Origin of the sequence: Mesorhizobium sp. LSHC412B00 (genome assembly GCF_000503035.1) — a bacterium.
Classification (GTDB): domain Bacteria; phylum Pseudomonadota; class Alphaproteobacteria; order Rhizobiales; family Rhizobiaceae; genus Mesorhizobium.
The window spans coordinates 284,098-306,959 of record NZ_AYWB01000006.1; the positions used below are offsets into that span (position 1 = coordinate 284,098).

The 22,862-nt window shown below is 64.0% G+C and carries 14 protein-coding genes; 5 read left to right on the forward strand and 9 right to left on the reverse strand.

Annotation, left to right across the window (positions count from 1 at the left end; translation table 11 throughout):
- Nucleotides 1-87: 87 nt before the first annotated feature.
- On the reverse strand, nt 88-1,059 hold the full coding sequence (locus tag X757_RS150705) for a sugar-binding transcriptional regulator (protein WP_023709943.1): 972 nt from the start codon (nt 1,057-1,059) through the stop codon (nt 88-90).
- A gap of 190 nt (nt 1,060-1,249) precedes the next feature.
- Between X757_RS150705 and X757_RS150700 the strand changes: the two genes are divergently transcribed.
- The 5 genes from X757_RS150700 to X757_RS150680 all read left to right on the forward strand — a co-directional run bounded on the left by X757_RS150700 (nt 1,250) and on the right by X757_RS150680 (nt 9,872).
- Nucleotides 1,250-2,890, forward strand: a complete 1,641-nt coding sequence (locus tag X757_RS150700) for an acyl-CoA synthetase (RefSeq protein ID WP_023709942.1) — start codon at nt 1,250-1,252, stop codon at nt 2,888-2,890.
- Nucleotides 2,891-3,051: 161 nt separating this feature from the next.
- A complete protein-coding gene (locus X757_RS150695) occupies nt 3,052-3,657 on the forward strand; it encodes a TetR family transcriptional regulator (protein ID WP_023668564.1) in 606 nt (201 codons plus the stop codon).
- 58 nt (nt 3,658-3,715) lie between these two features.
- Entirely contained in the window at nt 3,716-4,855 is a 1,140-nt protein-coding gene (locus X757_RS150690) for an efflux RND transporter periplasmic adaptor subunit (RefSeq protein WP_023692166.1), read from the forward strand.
- 248 nt (nt 4,856-5,103) lie between these two features.
- Nucleotides 5,104-8,241, forward strand: coding sequence for an efflux RND transporter permease subunit (locus X757_RS150685; protein WP_023704835.1), 3,138 nt, complete (start codon nt 5,104-5,106; stop codon nt 8,239-8,241).
- 275 nt (nt 8,242-8,516) lie between these two features.
- Nucleotides 8,517-9,872: an LLM class flavin-dependent oxidoreductase gene (locus X757_RS150680; RefSeq protein WP_023704836.1), complete on the forward strand. Its 1,356-nt coding sequence runs from the start codon at nt 8,517-8,519 to the stop codon at nt 9,870-9,872.
- A gap of 62 nt (nt 9,873-9,934) precedes the next feature.
- Here X757_RS150680 and X757_RS150675 read toward each other — a convergent pair whose 3' ends face one another.
- The 8 genes from X757_RS150675 to X757_RS150640 all read right to left on the reverse strand — a co-directional run bounded on the left by X757_RS150675 (nt 9,935) and on the right by X757_RS150640 (nt 22,857).
- On the reverse strand, nt 9,935-11,644 hold the full coding sequence (locus X757_RS150675) for an APC family permease (protein ID WP_023726357.1): 1,710 nt from the start codon (nt 11,642-11,644) through the stop codon (nt 9,935-9,937).
- A 329-nt stretch (nt 11,645-11,973) separates the two neighbouring features.
- Nucleotides 11,974-14,343, reverse strand: coding sequence for a DUF1989 domain-containing protein (locus X757_RS150670; RefSeq protein WP_023726358.1), 2,370 nt, complete (start codon nt 14,341-14,343; stop codon nt 11,974-11,976).
- Between the two features lie 255 nt (nt 14,344-14,598).
- The gene (locus tag X757_RS150665; protein ID WP_023687059.1) at nt 14,599-15,225 is read right to left on the reverse strand and encodes a sarcosine oxidase subunit gamma; all 627 of its coding nucleotides are present in this window, start codon (nt 15,223-15,225) and stop codon (nt 14,599-14,601) included.
- On the reverse strand, nt 15,218-18,211 hold the full coding sequence (locus X757_RS150660) for a sarcosine oxidase subunit alpha (protein ID WP_023726359.1): 2,994 nt from the start codon (nt 18,209-18,211) through the stop codon (nt 15,218-15,220). Before X757_RS150660 ends, X757_RS150665 begins: the two co-directional genes overlap by 8 nt.
- A 403-nt stretch (nt 18,212-18,614) precedes the next feature.
- On the reverse strand, nt 18,615-18,890 hold the full coding sequence (locus X757_RS150655; RefSeq protein WP_023692160.1) for a sarcosine oxidase subunit delta: 276 nt from the start codon (nt 18,888-18,890) through the stop codon (nt 18,615-18,617).
- Between the two features lie 10 nt (nt 18,891-18,900).
- The gene (locus tag X757_RS150650; RefSeq protein WP_023692159.1) at nt 18,901-20,154 is read right to left on the reverse strand and encodes a sarcosine oxidase subunit beta family protein; all 1,254 of its coding nucleotides are present in this window, start codon (nt 20,152-20,154) and stop codon (nt 18,901-18,903) included.
- A gap of 36 nt (nt 20,155-20,190) precedes the next feature.
- On the reverse strand, nt 20,191-21,498 hold the full coding sequence (gene glnT, locus X757_RS150645) for a type III glutamate--ammonia ligase (RefSeq protein WP_023726360.1): 1,308 nt from the start codon (nt 21,496-21,498) through the stop codon (nt 20,191-20,193).
- Nucleotides 21,499-21,528: 30 nt separating this feature from the next.
- Nucleotides 21,529-22,857 (reverse strand): FMN-binding glutamate synthase family protein, encoded by a 1,329-nt coding sequence (locus X757_RS150640; protein ID WP_023726361.1) that lies wholly within the window; start codon nt 22,855-22,857, stop codon nt 21,529-21,531.
- Nucleotides 22,858-22,862: the final 5 nt, after the last annotated feature.

The following is a 22,862-nucleotide window of genomic DNA, read 5'->3' on the forward strand; positions in this document are numbered from 1 at the left end:
ATGTCCGCTTTGCTGTCTTTGATGTTGCTGTGAACAGGAGTGCCGCGACGCCTTGATGACAATGCGCCGCTGCAAGGATTTCGTTTGTCAGGAAGCCTTTTTTGCCCCCGCGCTGGCTCCGGCATATTCGAGCAGCCGCCGCGCCATGCCGGCGCCGACGACCAGATGCGTGCAGAGTCCGCCGGCGAGTGCTGCGAGCAGCGGTTCGAACTTGCTGTCTTCCTGGACCACCATCAGCCGCTTTTCGATCTGGCGCAGTGACGACAGCGAGGCCGAGATGACGCGGCGGTTGTAGCTGCAGTCGAGCGCCTTGCCGGTGGCATCGATGATCTGGCCGGCAACGACTCCGGCGGCGCCCGCTTCTCGCAACAGCCCCATCTCGCCGGGGCTGAGCGCGCCGCATTTGACGACATGGCTGTCGCCATCGACCGTGCCGACCGAATAGAGCGCCAGATCGCAGTTGGCAATATCGGCCAGTTGTTCGCGGATCACCGGTTCGGCGCGCAGCCCATGCGCCAGCAATTCCGTCGTCAGCACCAGCGGCGCGTAGAAATTGAGGCCCTTGGCGTTGAGCCGCCGGGCGATCTCCATCGTGCACTGGTCGGGACGGTAGGAGTAGGGCGCGCCGAGATTGCCGCAGAGCTGCACAACGGTGACGTCCTGCAGGTCGGCATAGGACATGACGTCGGCGATAGTGTAGACGGTGCGGCCCCAGGCGACGCCGATCCGGTCGCCCTTCTTGACCAGTTCGAGAAAGACGCCCGCCGCCAGCACCGCAACGTCCGTCGAAGGGTCGACGACATAGGCATTCTCCGGCGCGATCCACACCGCATCAAGCTTGAGCGCGTCCTCGAGCTGGCGCGCAAGCACGTCGTCGGTGAACAGCTGCGTCGAGGTCGAGATGTTGACGATGCCGGTCTCGCGCGCCTTGCGCAAATACATGGCGACCGAGGCGCGGGAAATGTTAAGCTGGCTGGCGACCTGGTCCTGGCGCAGACCATGGGCATAATAGAGCCATGCGGCCTTGTGGATAAGCTGTTCTGCCGGTCGGATCGCCATGCCGTCTCCTCGGCTGACATTATTCACGGCTCTCGACAAAAGTCAAACTGGCGTGGGTACACGATACCTCTTTGCCCATCGAATCTGGACGATCATTGCGCCAAATGTGCCCGGTCGGGAATCGCCGATGGTGACGTGGCGGGAACCTGTGGTTAGAAGTTCTCAACAATGAAAATTCGGGGAGCACGGGATGGGCAGTCCCTACGAGCAGGATCTCGGCAAGAACGCCGCCAACCATCAGCCGCTGACGCCGCTCACTTATCTGGAGCGGGCGGCAAGCACCTATCCCGATCATGTCGCCATCATCCATGGCAGCCAGCGCATCACCTATCGCACCTTCTGGCGGCGCTCGCTGAAGCTGGCCTCGGCGCTGTCGAAGCGCGGCATCGGCAAGGGTGATACGGTGACCGTCATGCTGTCCAACACGCCCCCCATGCTGGAGGCGCATTTCGGCGTGCCGATGGCCAAAGCGGTGCTGCATTCGCTCAACACAAGGCTCGATGCCGCCGTCATCGCGTTCCAGCTCGACCATGCCGAGACCAAGGTGCTCATCGTCGACCGCGAATTTTCCGCTGTCGTCAAACAGGCACTGGCACTGGCCAAGGTGAAGCCGCTGGTCATCGACTATGACGATCCCGACTATGCCGCCGATGCACCCTATCCCAAGGGCGAGCGCATCGGCGCGATCGACTATGAGGCGTTCGTCGCCGGCGGTGACCAGGGCTACGCCTGGTCGATGCCCGACGACGAATGGGACGCCATCTCGCTCAACTACACCTCCGGCACGACAGGCAATCCGAAGGGCGTCGTCTACCACCATCGCGGCGCTGCCCTGATGGCTTACACCAACACCATCCATGCCGGCATGGCCAAGCACGCCGTCTATCTGTGGACGCTGCCGATGTTCCACTGCAATGGTTGGTGCTTCCCATGGACAATGGCCGTCCAGGCCGGCACCCATGTCTGCCTGCGCTGGGTGCGGCCGAAGCCGATCTATGATGCCATCGCCGACCACGGCGTGACGCATCTGTGCGGTGCGCCGGTCGTCATGTCGGTGCTGATCAACGCCAGGGACGAGGACAAGCGGACGTTCCCCCAGACGGTGACCTTCAATACGGCGGCAGCACCTCCGCCGGAAGCGGTGCTGTCGGGCATGGCCGATGCCGGCTTTGCCGTCACCCATCTCTACGGGCTGACCGAGACCTATGGCCCGGCGGTCGTCAACGAATGGCACGGCGCCTGGGACGATCTAGACAAGGGATCGAAGGCGCAGAAGAAGGCAAGGCAGGGCGTGCGCTATGCCGCACTCGAAGGCCTGACCGTGATGGACCCGGAGACGATGCAGAAGACGCCGGCCGACGGCGAGACGATCGGTGAGGTCATGTTTCGCGGCAACATCGTCATGAAGGGCTATCTGAAGAACAGGAAGGCGACCGAAGAGGCCTTTGCCGGCGGCTGGTTCCACTCCGGCGACCTCGGCGTCATGCATCCCGACGGCTACATCCAGCTCAAGGACCGCTCCAAGGACATCATCATCTCCGGCGGCGAGAACATTTCATCGATCGAGGTCGAGGAGGCCCTCTACAAACACCCGTCCGTGGCGTCCTGCGGCGTCGTCGCCAAGGCAGACGACAAATGGGGCGAGGTGCCGGTCGCCTATGTCGAGCTGAAGCCCGGCAAGGTGGCAAGCGAGGCCGAGATCATCGAACACTGCCGCGCGCTGCTCGCCCGCTTCAAGGTGCCGAAGGCGGTGATTTTTGCCGAGATCCCGAAGACATCGACGGGGAAGATCCAGAAGTTTCAGCTGCGGGAAATGGCGAAGGGATCTTAGTTCCAGAGCGCAACGGCACGCAAGGTCGAGTTCGCGCACACCCTCTGTCACCATCTGTCACCAAATTATACGCGTACGTCGAATTCGCATTGACACTTCCCTCTTTTCGATTTACGACTGACGAAAGTTTAAATTCGTCACTCATAAATCGACAGAGAGCCATGTCCGAAGCCGCCAGCATAATGGCCGACTCCACCCGCCAGGAGAATGTCACCCGCATTCTCGACTGTGCCGAACGCCTGTTCCGGCACTATGGTTACGGCAAGACCAATGTCGCCGACATCGCCCGCGAACTCGGCATGTCGCCGGCCAACATCTACCGTTTCTTCGCCTCCAAGGTCGAAATCCACCAGGCCGTCTGCGGCCGCATGCTCCTCGCCAGCTACAACATGGCCTACGAGATTTCCCGGTTGCCGATCAGCGCCGAGGAGCGGCTGCGCCGCTACGTGCATGCGCAGTACAAGATGACGCTGGAAGTCATGCTCGACGACCAGAAGGTCCACGAAATGGTCATCGTCGCGCTCGAGCGCGACTGGGGCGTCATCGACAAGCATATCGACAGCATTCACGACCTGTTTGCCGAGGTCATCCGCGAGGGCATCGAGGCCGGCGAGTTTGCCGACCAGGATCCGGTCATCGCATCGCGCTGCTTCGGCGCCGCCACCGTCATTCTGTGCCACCCGCAAATGGTGGCGCAGTGCCTTGCCAAGACCAATCGGGCGATGCCCGACGATCTCATCGATTACGCGATCAAGGCTCTGAAGTAATAGCCGCCGCCCGCCGGGCGCCGGCGTCGACCGTTCATCTCCAGTCGGGAGTACGAAAGTGTCTTTGTCCAGTTCCATCATCCGCAAGCTGCCGGTCGCCGGCCTGATCGTCGCCACGCTCGGGCTCGCCGCCTGCAGCCAGGAGAAGACCGAGGTCCAGGACATCATCCGTCCGGTCAAGGTGGTCGAGATCGGCCAGGCCGAAAAGAGTCGCGAACTCACCTATTCCGGCTCGGTGCGAGCCCGTACCGAAATGAACCTCGGCTTTCGCATCTCGGGCAAGGTCACTGAGCGTCTGGTCGACATCGGCCAGCATGTGACGACAGGCGATGTGCTAGCCCGTATCGATCCCACGGACTATGAGTTGTCGGTCAAGAGCGCCAAGGCCAGCCTCGACGCCGCCGAGCGGCAGGTCGAGACGGTCGATCTGTCCCGCAAGCGCGCCGAACAGCTTTTTGCCAAGAACTTCACCTCCAAGTCGCAGCTCGAACAGGCGACGCTGAGCTACAACCAGGCGGTAGCGACGCGCGATGCCGCCCGCTCTACCCTTGCCCAGGCGCAGAACCAGGTCGTCTACACCGATCTCAAGGCGAGCGAGAACGGCATCGTCACGGCGGTCTCGGCCGATGTCGGCCAGGTGGTCGGCGCCGGAACGCCTGTGATGACCGTTGCCGTCGACGGCGAAAAGGAAGTGCTGATCGCGGTTCCCGAAATGGACATCGCCGCCTTCAAGCCGGGAAAGGACGTCAAGGCCAGCTTCTGGTCCGATGACGCGCTGGCGCTCTCCGGCAAAGTGCGTGAAGTCGCCGGCAGCGCCGACCAGCAGTCGCGCACCTTTGCCGTCCGCGTCTCGCTGCCCGACGACCCGCGCGTGCTGCTCGGCATGACCGCCAACATCGAGGCCTCGGTGGCCAAGAAGCAGGAGATGGTGTCGATCCCGCTCAGCGCGCTTGCGGAAAAGGATGGTCGCAAGATTGTCTGGACCGTCGACCGCGCCGGCGAGACGGTGCACGAGCGCCTGGTCAAGGTTGCGGAGTTCACCGCCGACGGCGTCAGCGTCGCCGACGGGCTCAAGCCGGGGGATGTCGTCGTTGCCGCCGGCACCCAGTTCATGACCGAGAATCTCAAGGTCAAGCTGACCGGCGATGCGGTCCAGGCCGCCTCTGCGGAAGGCGATGCCGCAAAGGCCCTGCGCTGACCGCAGGCATGAAGCCGGCTTGATCGTCGCTTCGGCGAAAGGGCTGGGCAAGCGAATTCAGGGTTTCCGGGCGGCGAGCGCCCGATGGTCGAGACGCCAAGATCGAGTTCCCCCGCATCGATCCGCGCGTCCCACCGCGATGAGTGTCTCTCCGCTCGGAAAGCCTCGCCGCCCGGAAGCCAGCATCGGAATATCCTAGCTGCATGCAAAGCGTATGCGCGCACGATCAACGAATTGGACTGACGCCGATGACCACCACCGACAGCACTGAAAAGCAGCCTTTCAATCTTTCGCGCTGGGCCATCGGCCATCCCTCGATCGCGCGCTTCCTGTTCGGTCTGATCATCATTGCCGGCGCGCTCGGCCTAATGCGCATGGGCCAGAAGGAAGACCCCGATTTCACTTTCCGCGTCATGGTCGTCCAGGCGATCTGGCCGGGCTCCTCGATCCAGGAGATGGAAGACCAGGTCGTCAACAAGATCGAGCGCAAGCTGCAGGAAACGCCGCACCTCGACTTCGTCCGTTCCTACACCCGCGCCGGCAGCGCCATCATCACCGTCCAGATCAAGGGCGACACCAATGCAGAGGAGGTGAAGGACGCCTTCTACCAGGTGCGCAAGAAGGTTGGCGACATCTCCGGCGACCTGCCGCAAGGCCTGCTCGGGCCCTATTTCAACGACGAGTTCGGCGACACCTTCATCACCCTGCACTCGATCGGCGGCGACGGCTACAGCTATCCGGAGCTGAAGAAATTCGCCACCCAGGCTCGCGACATGCTGCTGACGACGCCGGGCGTCGAGAAGGCCGTCATCATCGGCGACCAGCCGGAGAAGCTTTATATCGACGTCTCGTCCAAGGCCCTGGCCGAACGCGGCCTGACGCTGACCGACCTGCAGAACGCCATCAAGGGCCAGAACAATGTCGATCCGGCGGGCTCCGTCGACACCGGCCTGCGCTCGGTGCGCATCTCGGTCGAGGGCGATGTCACCAGGGCTGCCGACATCAGGGAATTGCGCCTGCGCGCCGGTGGTCAGGTGACACGTCTTGGCGACATCGCCACCGTGAGTTCCGGTCTCGAAGATCCCTATCAGCGCAAGTACCGCTTCAACGGCCACGAAAGCGTCCAGGTCGGCGTCGTCATGGCCAAGGGTTTTAACGTCAGGGACGTCGGCACGGATGTCGAGGCGACCTACAAGCGCTTTGAGGAAGCGCTGCCCTACGGCGTTGCGGTTGACCAGATCTCCAACCAGCCCGAGGTTGTCAAGGACGCCGTCAACGAGTTCATGGAGGCGCTCGGCGAGGCGCTGCTGATCGTGCTTGCTGTCTCGCTGCTGTCGATCGGCTGGCGTTCCGGCCTGGTCATCGCCATTGCCATTCCGCTGGTGCTGGCCGCCACCTTCGCCATCATGTACGAGCTCGGCATCGATCTGCAGCGCATTTCGCTCGGCGCCCTGATCATCGCGCTCGGGCTGTTGGTCGACGACGCCATGATCGTCGTCGAGATGATGGAGCGCAAGCTGGAGGAGGGGCTGGTCAAGATCGAGGCGGCGAGCTTCGCCTATTCCTCGACCGCCTTCCCGATGCTGAGCGGCACGCTGATCACTATCGCCGGCTTCATCCCGGTTGGCTTCGCCGCCTCGACCGCAGGCGAATATGTGCGCACGCTGTTCTATGTCGTCGGCATCGCGCTCGTCGTGTCGTGGTTCGTCGCCGTCTATTTCACGCCGTGGCTGGGCTACATGATCCTCAAGCAGCGCAAGCATGCCGGCAACCATCATGACGCCTTCGACACCGGCTTCTACCGGCGGCTGCGCGCCACGGTCGGCTGGGCGGTGCGCCACCGCATCATCGTTCTGGTGATGACGCTGGTCACCTTCGCCACCAGCCTGTGGGCGTTCCAGTTCATCCCACAAAACTTCTTCCCGCAATCCTCGCGGCCGGAAATCCTCGTCGATCTCTGGTTGCCTGAGGGAACCTCGATCAAGGAAGTCGAGACGCAGGCCAAGGCGCTGGAAGCCCGGATGATGGACAACAAGGACAAGCGCTTCATCGCCACCTATATCGGCGAAGGCGCGCCGCGCTTCTTCCTGCCGCTCGACCAGCAATTGCGCAATCCGAACTATGCGCAGCTTCTGGTGATGGCCAATGACGAGCCGGCGCGTGAGCGGCTGATCCTCAAGCTGCGCTCAGTCCTGGCGCAGGATTTCCCTTCGATCCGCTCCAAGGTCGACCGTCTGTTCCTCGGCCCGCCGACCGGCTGGCCGGTGCAGATGCGCATCATGGGTCCGGACCGCCAGGAGGTGCGCCGCATCGCCGACCAGGTGAAGGCGAAATTCGCCGAAAATCCGCTGCTCGGCGCCCTCCATGACGACTGGCTGGAGCCGGTACCGGCGATGAAGCTGGTCATCGACCAGGACCGCGCCCGTGCGCTTGGCGTCACCTCGCAGCGCATCCGCCAGATGCTGCAGGCAGCGATGTCCGGCGCGCCGCTCGATGACTTCCGTGATGGCGAGGAGACGGTTTCCATCGTCGCCCGCGAACCGGACGCCAGCCGCAGCCTGCTGTCCTCGGTCGACTCGGTCTATATCCCGACCGATTTCGGCGGCTTCGTGCCGCTGTCGCAGGTGGCCAAGGTGGTGCCGGTGCTCGAGCAGGGCGTCGAATGGCGGCGCGACCGCCTGCCGACCATCTCGGTGCGCGCCACGCTGCCGGATGGCGTGCAGTCGAACGACGTCGTCACCAAGCTCTACAATGACATGCAGGGCATGCGCGCCGGCCTGGCGCCCGGCTACAAGATCGAGATCCAGGGCGGTGCGGAAGATTCCGCCGAAAGCCAGGCCTCGATTGCCGCCAAGGCGCCGATCATGCTGGCCGTCATCGTCGTGCTCCTGATGATCCAGCTGCAGCATTTCGGCAAGGCGATGCTCGTGCTGGCCACCGGTCCGCTCGGCATCATCGGTGCGGCGGCGGCTCTGTTGATCAGCGGCGCGCCGTTCGGCTTCGTCGCCATCCTTGGTGTCATCGCGCTGCTCGGAATCATCATGCGCAACTCGATCATCCTGGTCGACCAGATCGATCAGGACATCGCCAGGGGGATGGACCGATCGGAGGCCATCATCGGCTCGGCCGTGCGCCGTTTCCGGCCGATCGTGCTGACGGCGATGACGGCGGTGCTGGCGCTGATCCCGATCTCGCGTGCGGTGTTCTGGGGACCGCTCGCCTACGCCATGATGGGCGGCATCCTCGTCGCCACCGTACTCACCATCCTGGTGCTGCCGGCAGGCTACGCGCTGTTCTTCGGCCGCGAGCCGAAGAAAGGCAGGAAGCCGGCTGATGAGGCCGTGCAGGACAATGACAGGCCGCCACTGGCGCTGGCCGCCGAGTAGGCGCTGCTGGGGCACAGGATCTTCCTTGGAAAATGCTGGAACGCCGTACGCTTGACGTGCGGCGTTCTGGCTTTCTCCTTGCCGGTGGCACCGAGCACCCAGGCAAGTATCTCAACACCAGGCGGGTTCATCAAAATAGGTTGAACGGCCACCTGTATGAAAATGCTTCGCGGCGCCGGTTTTGCAAAACAGAATTCCTTCCCAGGACGGCAAAGCCGTCCGATCCTGCTTACATATCGGAGCGGCAACCCTCGTTCGCATCAGGTGATCATCCCATGGTAGACAATAAGCAATTGCGGCTCGGCGCCTTCATGCGTCCGGTCAGTCTTCACACCGGGGCCTGGCGCTATCCCGGCTCATATCCCGATGCCAACTTCAACTTCGCCCATCTGAAGCGCTTTGCGCAGACGCTTGAGGCGGCGAAGTTCGACGCCTTCTTCATGGCCGACCATCTGGCCGTTCTCAACATGCCGATCGAGGCGCTACGGCGCAGCCACACGGTGACCTCGTTCGAGCCGTTCACGCTGCTGTCGGCGCTCGCCGCCGTCACTGATCATATCGGCCTTGTCGCCACCGCATCGACGACCTTCGACGCGCCCTATCACATTGCCCGTCGCTTCGCCTCGCTCGACCATATCAGCGGCGGCCGCGCCGGCTGGAACATCGTCACCACATCCAATCCCGACGCCGCGCTGAACTTCGGCCTCGACGAGCATGTCGAGCACGACGAGCGCTATCACAATGCGCGGGAATTCTACGATGTGGTGACCGGCCTCTGGGACAGCTTTGCCGACGACGCCTTCATCCGCGACGCCGAGAGCGGGCTCTATTTCGATCCCGCGAAGCTGCATGTGCTCGACCATAAGGGCGAGCATCTCTCGGTGCGCGGCCCGCTCAACATTGCGCGGCCGGTGCAGGGCTGGCCGGTCATCGTCCAGGCCGGCGCATCTGAGGCCGGGCGGCAGCTGGCAGCCGAAACGGCGGAGGTGATCTTCGCCGCCCATTCCGATCTGGCGTCCGGGCAGCGCTTCTTTGCCGATGTCAAAAGCCGGGCCGAGAAGCTCGGCCGTTCGCGCGACGACATCAAGATCCTGCCCGGCGCCTTCGTCATCGTCGGCGACAGCGTCGAGGAAGCACAGGCCAAACGCGCCAAGCTCGACAGCCTGGTCTATTACGAGAGCGGCATTGCCTCGCTGTCGATCGCGCTGGGGCACGACGCATCCGGCTTCGATCCCGACGCGCCCTTGCCCGAAATCCCCGAGACCAATGCCTCCAAGAGCGGCCGTGAGCGCGTCATCGAGCTGGCGCGCCGAGAGACTTTGACCGTCCGCCAGCTGGCGCAGCGGCTCGGCGGCTATTCCGGCCTTGCTTTCGTCGGCACGCCGAAAACCATCGCCGATTCGATGGAGGAATGGCTGTTTGCCGAAGGGTCAGACGGCTTCAACGTCATGTTCCCCTATCTGCCAGCCGGGCTCGACGACTTCGCCGAGAAGGTGGTGCCCGAGCTGCAGCGGCGAAAGCTCTTCCGGCGCGAGTATGAGGGCACCACCTTGCGCGAGAATCTCGGCCTGAAGCGGCCGCCGAACCGGTTCTTCGAAGGCTCCGAAGGGGCCATTCGCAAGGCCGGCTGACGTCCTGCCATAAAAAGAAACAGGCGCGCCGAAGCGCGCCCATTCTTTTCAAGCCATCACTTTCAGATGACGAAGTACCAGTTGGCGAGCAGCATCACCACCACGCCGGCGACCAGCGTCAGGTAGGGCAGCATGCCTGCCTTTTTGACCGAGAGGTCTGCGCCCGCCATGCCGAGGTCGGCCAGCATGTGGTCGGGGAACTTGCCCTTGTCTTGGACGTAGTGCCGGTAGCAGAACACCGGGATGATCAAGGCGGCTGTGATCAGGCCGGCCCAGAGCGCCATCGGGTTCCACACCTTGGCGCCGGCGCCCATGAAGATGGCGTTTACATAGGCGAAGATGGCGCCGAGGCCGAGCAGCCAGCTCGGCGCCTTCCAAGGCCGGTTGATGTGGCCGTTGTCGATGCGGTGGATCCAGCCGGCATTGAGGTTGAGGAAGTTGAAGATGATGTAGCCGCAGTTCGACACGGCGAGGATGAAGAAGAAGCTCGTCGCGTCGGCCGAGGCGATGGCCAGCACGATCAGGTTGAAGACGAGATCGGTCCACATGGCGCGCGTCGGCGCGCCATGCTCGTTGACGTGGCTGAGATAGCGCGGCAGCCAGCCATCGACCGAGCCCTGGTAGAGCGTGCGCGACGAGCCGGCCATTGCCGTCATGATGCACAGCACCAGCGCCAGGATCATCAGCATCACCAAGAGGCTGTGGATCAATGCGCCACCCCCGACCATGCCGGCCAGTGCATCGGCGACACCCGAGCCGTCGACGATCGGCGTCGCCAGCATGCCGTTGAGGCCCAGCACGCCCTGGAAGGTGAAGGGCACCAGGATGAACAGAAGCATGCAGAGCAGGCCGGAATAGAAAATCGCCTTGAACGTGTCGGTGCCCGGGTTCTTGAACTCGGAGGTATAGCAGACCGCGGTCTCGAAACCGTAGGTCGACCATGCGGCGATGAACATGCCGCCGAGCACCAGCGTCCAGCCGGCAATGTTCCACGAGCCGGGCTCCGGCGCGTAGGCGGCGGCCAGCGGCACCAGCGGCGAAAAGTTCGCCCAGTTGATCTGGCCGGTGACGATCGGCACGACGCCGACGATCAGCATCGGGATGATAACCAGCAGGCCGATATACTTCTGCACATTGGCGGTGCCGAGAATGCCGCGATGCTGGATCGAGAAGATGATCAGCATCAGCACCGCGCCGATGAAGAAAGTGGCGTTGAGCGTGAACGAGACCGGACCCAGCGTATGGCTGAACAAGGTCCAGTTGCGGATCGCCGGCGTTGCGGCAGCGGCCACTGCGGCGAGGGCGTCTGCGGGCGCCGTGCCGACATGCGCGGCGATATAGGCGACCACTTCCGGCGAGGTCTCGGTGAACAGCGGCACCGGCGCCAGCGCGTTGAGGATGTAGGCGGCGGCGATCGAGCAGCCGAGCGACAGCACCGGCGACCAGGCAAACCAGTTGCACCACACCGACAGCGGCGCGATGAATTTCGAATAACGCAGCCAGGCGGTGGCGCCGTAGATCGAGGCGCCTCCGGACTTGTTCGGGAACAGGCCGGCGATCTCGGCATAGGTGAAGGATTGCAGGAAGCCCATGATCATGGAGGCGATCCAGATCCCGAAGGCCAGCGTGCCGGTGGTGCCGGCAATGCCGCCGATCGAAAACAGGACCAGCGCCGGAACGCCGCTCGCCACCCAGAAGGCGCCGCGCCAGTCGATGTTGCGGTGCAGCTTGCCTTCAGCAGGCTGCTCCAGGGCAGTGGTAATCGTGCTCATCTGTCTGAATTCCCCATTTTGTGTTCCCGGCCGGCGATGCCTCGGCTTCGCGAAGCTTGTTCCCCGGCACATGATCGCACGACTCCAGTGTTTCCACTCAGTCGCATTTTTTTCTTAACAGTGAAGATTGATCCGGCGCGCTTTCGCGTCAAGCGATTTGTGATGTCGTGCACATCACGCTTGCGAAACGCTCGCTTTTGCAGCGCTGCCGGGTGGCCTGAAACGAAAAAACCCGCCTGAGGCGGGTCGCGGCGCAAATCAGCACCATGGCCAAATCAATACCATAACTGCCGTCAATTGTCCATCACCATGGCTTGGCCACGACGCCGTCAGGAACGCGGCCTGGTCTTTTGCGGATCGTAGTGGGCGAAGGCGACGACCCGCGCCGGCAGCCGCTTGGCATGGCCGTCGAGCTTGCCGATCTCGACCTCTGTGCCGATGGCCGCATGGGTGACGTCGAGCCTTGCCAGCGCGATGTTCTTGTTCAGCACCGGCGAGCGCATGGCGGAGGTGACGACGCCGACCTGGGCGCGGCCGACATGCACGCAGTCGCCATGGCCGACGGCGACATTGCTGTCGATGTCGAGGCCGACCAGCTTCGTCTGCGGGTGCTCCTTGCGCCGGATCAGCGCCTCGCGGCCGATGAAATCGTCGGTCTTGCTTTTCAACGGCACGGTGAAGCCAATGCCGGCCTCGAACGGATCGGTCTGGTCGGAAAATTCGTAACCGGCGAAGATCAGCCCGGCCTCGATGCGCACCATGTCGAGCGCCTGCAGGCCCATCGGCTTCAGCCCGTGCGGCTGGCCGGCCTCCCAGATCGCATCGAACACTTTTTCGGCGTCGCGCGGATGGCACCAGATCTCATAGCCGAGTTCGCCGGTGTAGCCGGTGCGCGATACCACGACCGGAATGCCATTGCCGCCGCCGATGCGGCCGACCGCAAACCGGAACCATTCGAGCTCGTCGAACGACGGCTGCAACGGCGAGGTCCAGACCACCTCTCGCAAAATGTCACGGCTCTTCGGCCCTTGCACGGCGACATTGTGCATCTGGTCGGTCGACGAGCGCACCAGCACGTTGAGGCCAAGTTTTTTCGCGGTGTCGCGCAGCCATTCGCCCGACAGATCGTCGCCGCCGACCCAGCGGAAATTGTCCTTGCCGAGCCGCAGCAGCGTGCCGTCGTCGATCATGCCGCCATGCTCGTAGCACATGGCGGAATAGACGACCTGGCCGACGCCGAGCTTCTTGACGTCGCGGGTCAGCGTGTACTGCAGCAGCACTTCGGAGTCCGGGCCGGTGACTTCGAATTTGCGCAGCGGCGACAGGTCCATGATCACGGCGTCCTGCCTGCAGGCCCAGTATTCGGCGATCGGTCCCTCTTTGGCGAAAGAGTTGGCCAGCCAATAGCCCCGGTACTCCACGAAGTTGCGGGTGTGCTTGGCGAAGGATGAATGAAAAGCTGTCTCGCGGGTCATTTTCGGTTCCGAATCGGGCGTCATGCGTCTGGCGATCGCTCGCGAGAATTTGTGCTGGCCGGAATAGGTTCGCACATGGATGTCGGTCGGGTTCCAGCCATTGGCCGGCGTCGTGTCGTCTGGGCAGGCCGAGGACACGCAGACGATGTCGGTGAGCGCGCGCAGCAGCACATAGTCGCCCGCCCGCGACCATGGTTCATCCGACACCATGACGCCATGCGCGTCGATCGCCGTGTTGAAGAAGAAGTTGATCGCCATCCAGCCGGCACGTGGGGTAACACCCTTGTCGGCCAGCGCGCGGTTGAAATTCTCCGAGCAGTTGGTGTGGCCGGGATAACCGATGTCGTCGTAATATTTTGCGGCACAGGCGAGCGCGAAGGCGTCGTGCCGGCCGCATGTGTCCTGCACCACCTCGACCAGCGGCTCCATGTCCTGGTCGTAATATTTCGAGTGAAGGCCGGGCATCGGATAGCTCGACCCCATCAGCGTGCGGGTGGTCGTCACATCGAGCGGATGGTCGAGACCCTTGTCCAGCTTGCGCGCCGAAAAGCACTGGAAGTCGGTGCACTGGCGGCCGTCGACATCGATGATCTGCAGATAGTCGCCGGCCTTGACGAAGTAGGATTCAGCCGTCGCCGAATGAACGCGCAGGTCGAGCACCGGATCGGCAAGCGGATCGGTCAGCTGCGACTTTGTCTTGAGGCGCACGGTGGCGCGGCGCACCATGACGGTGAGCGGCGTTGCCGTATCATGGCCGTCGACGAGCATCGGCCCGCCGGGCGCTGCAATCAGCATCGCGCCGTCGCGCGCAACGGTGAATGCCTGTTCGCTGCCGGCCGGCGTGGCGCCGCCGAAGACGCGCACCGCCTTGGGCTGATCGAGCTGCACCTGGCGGCGCTCAAGGCCGCGACGCACGGAAGCGAGGCTATCGTCGCCCTCGGCCAATAGCGCCTTGATCCCGGCGGCATTGCTATTGGACTTTTCGCCGAAGATGGCGGGGTCGGTGGCGCCTGACTTGTCCCAGGCCAAAAGCTCGCAGGCCTGGCCGCCCTCGACATTGCGGATGGCAAATGTATCGCCGGCCTCGATATCGATCAGCACCGCGCCGTTACCGGGGGCCGCATACCGCTCCATGCCCGGCGGCAGCGCGATCTGGCCGGGCCGCAGGATGAGGCTTGGCCGGGGCGGCCCGGCTGTCACTGAAGGGTAGGGCGACTGGCTCATCTCAGCCTTGCGGTTCGAGAAACAAGTTTGCCTGTGTGTAAAATTACTTTAGCTGCAAGAATAGCAGCGCAGTTGCGTTTGGCAAGGCTGGCTCCCCCTCCTCCCTCTGTGGGAGAAGGTGTCGCCGCAGGCGACGGATGAGGGGTGTTCCAGCGGTGAGACGTTGGCGTACCCTGGAACACCCCTCATCCGTCTCGGCACTAACGCGCCGATCTTCCTTCTCCCACAAGGGGAGAAGGAAGAAGCGCACAAGCGCTACGCCAAATCCTCGGAATGCCCGATCTCGACACCATACTCCGCCGCCGAATCCAGCATCGTGTGCCACAGACTTTCAGCAAATGTCGCAAACATCAGCACGTTGAACACCGCCTGCCCATCCGGCCGGTCATTCCCGCGCCAGAGCGTGACGCTGGTGTGATCCATCGAGGTCGCGGCAGCCGCCCCAACCAGAAATGCATCGGGATGCAGATCGATCGACGACAGCTTGCCCAGCATCGCCCGCGCCTTGGTACCGGAGATACTGATCAGCACTCGCGCATGCGACTGGTCCGATAGCGAAGCGGAAGACGCGAACGTCTGGGCGAGTGCTTCAGTCCCATGCTTGCCGCCCTTCAACAGCACGAAGAACTGGTCCGGTCCCGACCAGATCAGCGTCGCATCCGAAGTCTGCACCGCCTTGGGTGTCTCAGGAGCCGCAACACCGAAGCTTGCCTTCGCAGCGTTGGCCAAATCTCCCGCCTTGCCGCGCCGCGCCATCACCTGGATCAGGTCGAAATTGCGGATTTCGGTCAGCAACACGCCGACATTGCCGTTCGCGCCGTAAGGCCCGACAACAAGTGCCCGCTCGAGCGGGCTACGAACATCCCAGGAAAAATCAGCCACGCTGGCGCCCTCCATCGGGATCGTAGAAGACGGGATTGCAGAGCTCGACATCATAGTCTTCACCGCGCAGCGGATCATGCGCGTGGACGATCTCGCCGATGCGTTCGCGGCCGCGCTCGACAAGGCCGAGACCGATCCACTGGTCGAGCGTCGGCGAGAAGCAGACCGAGGTGACGTAGCCTTGGTCGTTATCAGGCCCGGGCGTCTGGCCCTTCGGGATGATGTGCGCGCCGGAGCGCAGGCGGCGCGCCTTGTCGATCGGCTTGATGCCGACCACGACCTGCCGGTCCGGCGCCACCAGCGCCTCGCGGCCGGCCATGACGCGACCGATGAAATCCTTCTTGGTCGACATCATCTTGCCGAGGCCGAGATCGGCGGCGGTCGTCATGCCGCTCAGTTCCGGTCCGGCGACATGGCCCTTTTCAACGCGCATGACGCCGAGGGCTTCTGTGCCATACGGCGTCACGCCGAACGGTTTTCCCGCCAGCATCAAATTGCGTGCCATCGCTTCACCGTAACGCGCCGGCACCGAAATCTCGAACGCCATCTCGCCGGAGAAGGAGATGCGGAACAGCCGCGCCTTGATGCCGCCGCGCAAAGCGACTTCGCGCACGCCCATGAAGGGAAAACCTTCGTTCGAAAGGTCCTCGGCAGGGTCGACGATTTCCTTCAACAGGTCTCGCGTCCTTGGCCCGGCAATCGAGAACTGCGCCCACTGGTCGGAGACCGAGGTCAGTTGCACGTCGAGTTCGGGGAATAGCACCTGCCGGCAGAATTCGAGATGCTGCATCACCAGCCCGGCCTTCGCCGTGGTCGTGGTGAGGAAATAATGGTCCTCGGCCAGCCGCGAGGTCGTGCCGTCATCATAGACGAGGCCGTCCTCGCGCAGCATCAGCCCGTAGCGGGCTTTTCCCACGGCAAGGTTTGAGAAGGTGTTGATGTAGACGCGGTCGAGGAAGGCGCCGGCATCGGGGCCGTGCACATCGATCTTGCCCAGCGTCGAGACATCGCAGAAGCCGACGCCCGAGCGCACCGCCTTGACCTCGCGGGTGACCGATTCCAGCCAGTCCTTCTCGCCCGCGCGCGGATACCATTGCGCGCGCTTCCACAGGCCGGTGTCGACAAAGATCGCGCCTTGTTCGGCCGCCCAGTGATGCGACGGCGTCAGCCGCGTCGCATGGAAATTTTCGTCGCGATGGTGGCCGGCAAAGGCGCCGATGGCGACCGGCACGTACGGCGGGCGATAGATGGTCGTGCCGGTCTCGGGAATGGATTTGCCCGACACCGCCGCCATGATGGCGAGGCCGGCGACATTGGACGTCTTGCCCTGGTCGGTCGCCATGCCGAGCGTGGTGTAGCGCTTCAGATGCTCGACCGATTCAAAACCCTCGCGCTGCGCCAGCTCGATGTCGGACGCGGTGACGTCATGCTGCTGGTCGACGAAAGCCTTGCCTTTGCCGGCGACGTGCCAGAGCGGGGTCAGTGAGAAGGACTCGTCGCCGGCAACAGCTGCAGAGCCCGGATTGCCATTGCGTCCCGCGTCCCGCGCCGCTGCGGCGCCGGCCTCGAAACCTGCGCGCAGGCAGGCGCCTAGCCCGAAGTCGCCGTTAGCCGCACCTGCGGCGACCATACCGGGCGGCGCGCCGTCCGGCACGAAGGCGGCGATGTCGTCTCGCCATTTCGGCCGGCCGCGATGGTAAGAGGTGAGCCCGACCGCCGGATTCCAGCCGCCGGAAACGGCAAGCCCGTCGGCCTCGACCTCGGCGCGCGCGCCGCCGGTCAGCGACACCGCTATTTTTCTTACGCCGTCCTTGCCGCCATCGACGCCGCTGACCGAACCATGCAGCACGGTGAAGCCGTTCCTGGAAGCGAGAGAACGATGGGCAGGCGAGACGTCAGGCCGCGCGTCGATCACCGCCGCGATCTGCAGCCCGGCGTCGAGTGCGGTCTCGACCGTGCGCCAGCCATCCTCATTGTTGGTGAACAGCGCGATCCGCTTTGCCGGTGTGGCGGCATAGCGCGCGACATAGGTGCGCATCGCCGAAGCCATCATCACGCCGGGCGTGTCATTGCCGGCAAAGACGATGGGACGCTCAATCGCGCCGGCGGCGACGACGCAGCGCTTGGCCACGATGCGCCACAGGCGCTGGCGCACCTGATGCTCGGGCGGCACCGGCAGATGATCGTTGACCCGCTCGATCGCGCCATAGGTACCGCCGTCATAGACGCCGAACAGGGTCGTGCGGGTCATGATGCGGACATCCGGCATCGAGCTGAGCTCGGCCAGTGTGCGCGACAGCCACTCCGCGGCCGGCAGACCGTCGATCGTGCCGCCATCCGACAACAGACGGCCGCCGGGCGCAAAATCTTCTTCGCACAGGATGACGCGCGCACCGCTGCGGCCTGCAGCGAGTGCGGTGGCGAGACCGGCCGGACCGGAGCCGGCGATCACCACATCGCAATGCGCCCAGGCCTTGTCGTAGTGATCCGGATCGGGGGTGACCGCCGCGCGACCCAGACCCGCGGCGCGTCGGATCGCCGGCTCGTAGACCATTTCCCAGAATTTTGCCGGCCACATGAAGGTCTTGTAGTAGAAGCCGGCGACGAAGATCGGTGCGAACAGCTGGTTCACCGACATCACATCGTGGCGCAGCGAGGGCCAGCGGTTCTGGCTTGCCGCTTCGAGGCCTTCATACAGTTCGGCCGTCGTGGCCTTGGTGTTGGCCTCGCGCCGTGCGCCGGTGCGCAGTTCGACCAGCGCGTTGGGTTCTTCCGAGCCCGCAGTCAGAATGCCGCGCGGACGATGGTATTTGAACGAGCGGCCGACCAGCTTGACGCCATTGGCGACCAGCGCCGACGCCAGCGTGTCGCCCTGGAAGCCGGAAAATGTCGTGCCGTCGAAGCGGAAGGTGAGGGGGGTGGAACGGTCGATGAGACCGCCGGATGAGAGACGATGAGAGGTCACGATGTCCAGCCTCTGATCCATATGGTGTCATGGCGAAGGATGGCGCCGCCCCTTACCCTCCCCCTTGTGGGGAGGGTCGCTGCGCAGCAGCGGGGTGGGGGTGCGGCGCCGGCCTCCCACCCGGACCTGCGGTCCGACCTCCCCGCAAGGGAGAGGTAGGGCGTCGGTGCCATGATTGCGAATGCCAGGGGTCATGCCTGCTCTTCCGTTGGATCCGTAGGGCGGCGGGACACTACCCCCACCCCGCTGCTTCGCAGCGACCCTCCCCACAAGGGGGAGGGTANGGGGGGGGGGGGGGCCGCGGGGGGGGGGGGGGGGGGGGGTGCGGCACCGACCCCCACCCGGACCTGCGGTCCGACCTCCCCACAAGGGGGAGGTAGGGGGCTGGCGCTTTTCGCGACGGCTGTGGTCTCGACAGGATAGCTCATTTCGCCACCTGCCTCGCCCCGGCGCCCGCCGCCGGCTCCACCGCCGAGATCTCGTGCGTCAGCGTGTTGCGGGTGACCTTCAGCCAGGCCCGGCAGCCACCGCCGTGATACCAGTTCTCAGCCATCACGCCGGCGACATTGTCGCGCAGATAGACGTAGTCGTAGACAGCATCCTCGCCGGCACCCGCCGCCGGCCGCGCCGGCTTGGCGTCGCCGAGATAGCTGAACTCGCCGAGTTCGCGTTCGCCGCAGAAGGGACAGACAATACGCATCTCGCCAGCCTCAGTGCAGGTTCGGTTGGGCGCCCTGGCCCTTTTCGTCGATCATGGCGCCAGTCCGGAAGCGGTCGAGGCGGAAACGAGCCGCCTCCTTGTGCGTTTCGTCACGCGCCAGCAGATGGGCAAAGACCAAGCCCGACCCCGGCGTCGCCTTGAAGCCGCCATAGCACCAGCCGGCATTGAGATAGAGTCCGTCGACCGGCGTCTTGTCGATGATCGGCGAGCCGTCCATCGACATGTCCATGATGCCGCCCCATTGGCGCAACAGCCGCACGCGACCGATCATCGGGATCAGCGCCATGCCGCCCTCGCAGACATCCTCCATGACAGGCAGATTGCCGCGCTGGGCATAGGAATTATAGCCGTCGATGTCGCCGCCGAAGACCAGCCCGCCCTTGTCCGACTGGCTGACATAGAAATGGCCGGCGCCGAAGGTCATGACGCCGGGAATGAGCGGCTTGATCGCCTCCGAGACGAAGGCTTGCAGCACATGGCTTTCGATCGGGAGGCGCAGGCCAGCCATTGCGGCGACGCGCGAGGAGGAACCCGCAACCGCCATGCCGACCTTGCCGGCGCCAATCTTGCCGCGCGAGGTCTCGACACCGGCCACCTTGCCGTTGCCATCCCGGACAAAGCCGGTGACCTCGCAGTTCTGGATAATGTCGACGCCGAGTTCGCTCGCCGCATGGGCATAGCCCCAGACCACCGCGTCATGCCGCGCGGTGCCGCCGCGGCGCTGCAGGAGGCCGCCCTGCACGGGAAAGCGCGCATGGTCGAAATTCAGGAACGGCAGCATCTTCTTCAGCGCCGCCTGGTCGAGCAGTTCGGCATCGATGCCATTGATGCGCATGGTGTTGCCGCGCCGCGCATAAGCGTCGCGCTGCGCGTCGGAATGATAGAGGTTGAGGACGCCGCGCTGGCTGACCATGGCGTTATAGTTGAGGTCCTGCTCCATCCGCTCCCAAAGCTTCATCGAAAGCTCGTAGAAGCCGGTATTGCCGGGCAGGCCGTAATTGGAACGGATGATGGTGGTGTTGCGACCGGCATTGCCGGAGCCGATCCAGCCCTTTTCCAGCACGGCGACGTTTCTGATGCCGAACTCGCTGGCGAGGAACCAGGCGGTGGCGAGCCCATGGCCGCCGCCGCCGATGATAACCACATCGTAGTGGTCCTTGGGCGCCGCATCGCGCCAGGTGCGCTGCCAGTTCTTGTGGCCGGAAAGGGCAGCACGGGCGAGCGAGAAGATCGAATATTTCATCAGGTCATTCCGAGGTCGCTCGCACCGCTAGGACGATTATATGTCCAGCGTGTGGTCGCGCTCCCATTGCGTGAAGTGCGAAGCATAGGAATTCCATTCCTGGTGCTTCAGCTTTAGGTAAGCCGACGAGAATTCCTCACCCAGCGCCGCCTTGAGCGATTTGTCCTTGTCGTATTCGCGAAGCGCGTCGAGCAGATTGAGCGGCAGCTTCGGCGCGCCTTTCACCGTGTGGCCGTTCTGGTACATGTCGATGTCGTAGCGCTTGCCGGGATCGGCCTTGGAGCGGATGCCGTCGAGACCGGCGGCAATGATGACGGCCTGCAGCAGATAAGGGTTTGCGGCGCCGTCCGGCAACCGCAGCTCGAAGCGGCCGGGGCCGGGCACGCGCACCATGTGGGTGCGGTTGTTTCCGGTCCAGGTCACCGTGTTCGGCGCCCAGGTGGCGCCCGAAATGGTGCGCGGCGCGTTGATGCGTTTGTAGGAGTTCACCGTCGGGTTGGTGATGGCGGCCAGGGCCGAGGCATGTTTCATGATGCCGCCAAGGAAATTCTTGCCCTTGGCCGACAGGCCGAGCTCCATCGCATTATCGGCAAAGACGTTGACCTTGCCGGCCTTGTCCCACACCGAAATATGGGCGTGGCAGCCATTGCCGGTCAGGCCCTGGAAGGGCTTAGGCATAAAGGTCGCGCGCAGGCCGTGCTTTTCCGCCACCGACTTGACCATAAACTTGAAGAACGAGTGCTTGTCGGCGGTCGCCAGCACATCGTCGAAGGCCCAGTTCATCTCGAACTGGCCGTTGGCGTCCTCATGGTCGTTCTGGTAGGGGCTCCAGCCCAGCGCCAGCATATGATCGCAGATCTCGGCGATGACATCGTAGCGGCGCATCACCGCTTGCTGGTCGTAGCAGGGTTTTGAAGCCGTGTCGTATTTGTCGGAGATGACGCTGCCGTCCGGCGAGATCAGGAAGAACTCAGCCTCGACGCCGGTCTTGACATGCATACCGTCAGTGGCGGCTTCCGCAATCAGCCGGCGCAGCGTGTTGCGCGGCGCCTGCTCGACCTCCTTGTCGTCCATGATGCAGTTGGCGGCGACCCAGGCGACCTCGGGCTTCCACGGCAGCTGGATCACCGAATCCGGATCCGGCACCGCCAGCATATCAGGATGCGCCGGCGTGAGGTCGAGCCAGGTGGCGAAACCGGCGAAGCCGGCGCCGTCCTTCTGCATGTCGGCGATCGCCTGCGCCGGCACCAGCTTGGCGCGCTGGCCGCCGAACAGGTCGGTGTAGGAAATCATGAAATATTTGACGCCGTTCTCTTTGGCGAATGCGGCGAGATCGTTCCCCATTATAGTTCCTCGCTTATTTTGATGTGTTTTTTAGAAGCCGTTTTTCCCCGGTATCCAGTTGGTGCCGGCCAGCGGCACGCCGGCCATGGCGGCGGCTTCGATGGTGAGGGCTACGAGATCCTCGGGCTCGAGATTGTGCAGGCTGTTCTTGCCGCAGGCACGCGCAATGGTCTGCGCCTCCAGCGTCATCACCTTGAGGTAGTTCGCCAGCCGCCGTCCGGCGGCGACCGGATCAACCCGCTTCATCAGTTCGGGGTCCTGCGTGGTGATGCCCGCGGGGTCGCGACCCTCGTGCCAGTCGTCATAGGCCCCGGCGGTGGTGCCGAGCGCATTGTATTCGGCCTCCCAGCGCGGGTCGTTGTCGCCGAGCGCGACGAGCGCTGCCGTGCCGATCGACACCGCGTCGACGCCGAGCGCCAGCGCCTTGGCGACGTCGGCGCCATTGCGGATGCCGCCCGACACGATCAGCTGCACCTTGCGGTGCATGCCGAGATCCTGCAGCGCCTGCACCGCCGGCCTGATGCAGGCAAGCGTCGGCTGGCCGACATTTTCGATGAATACTTCCTGGGTGGCCGCCGTGCCGCCCTGCATGCCGTCGACGACGACGACATCGGCGCCGGCCTTCACCGCAAGTGCTGTGTCGTAATAGGGGCGGGCGCCGCCGACCTTGACGTAGATCGGCTTTTCCCAGTCGGTGATCTCGCGCAGTTCGAGGATCTTGATCTCGAGATCGTCGGGCCCGGTCCAGTCCGGATGGCGCGAGGCCGAGCGCTGGTCGATGCCTTTCGGCAGCGTACGCATCTCGGCGACGCGGTCCGAAATCTTTTGTCCCAACAGCATGCCGCCACCGCCGGGCTTGGCGCCTTGGCCGACGACCACTTCGATGGCGTCGGCGCGGCGCAAATCCCTGGGGTTCATGCCGTAGCGTGACGGCAGGTACTGGTAGACCAGTTGCTTGGAATGGCCGCGCTCTTCCTCGGTCATGCCGCCGTCGCCGGTGGTGGTCGACGTGCCTGAGAGTGTGGCGCCACGGCCGAGCGCTTCCTTGGCCGGGCCGGACAGCGACCCGAAGCTCATGCCGGCAACGGTGATCGGGATTTTCAGCTCGATCGGCTTCTTGGCATAGCGCGAGCCCAGCACCACCGACGTGTCGCAGCGCTCGCGATAGCCTTCCAGTGGATAGCGCGAGATCGAGGCGCCGAGGAACAAGAGGTCGTCGAAATGCGGCAGCTTGCGCTTGGCGCCGGCGCCCCTGATGTCATAGATGCCGGTCGCAGCCGCACGGCGGATTTCGGAGAGTGTGTAGTCGTCGAAGGTCGCGGATTTGCGCGTCGTCGTCGGCGGGTTCTTGTAGGTCATGCTGC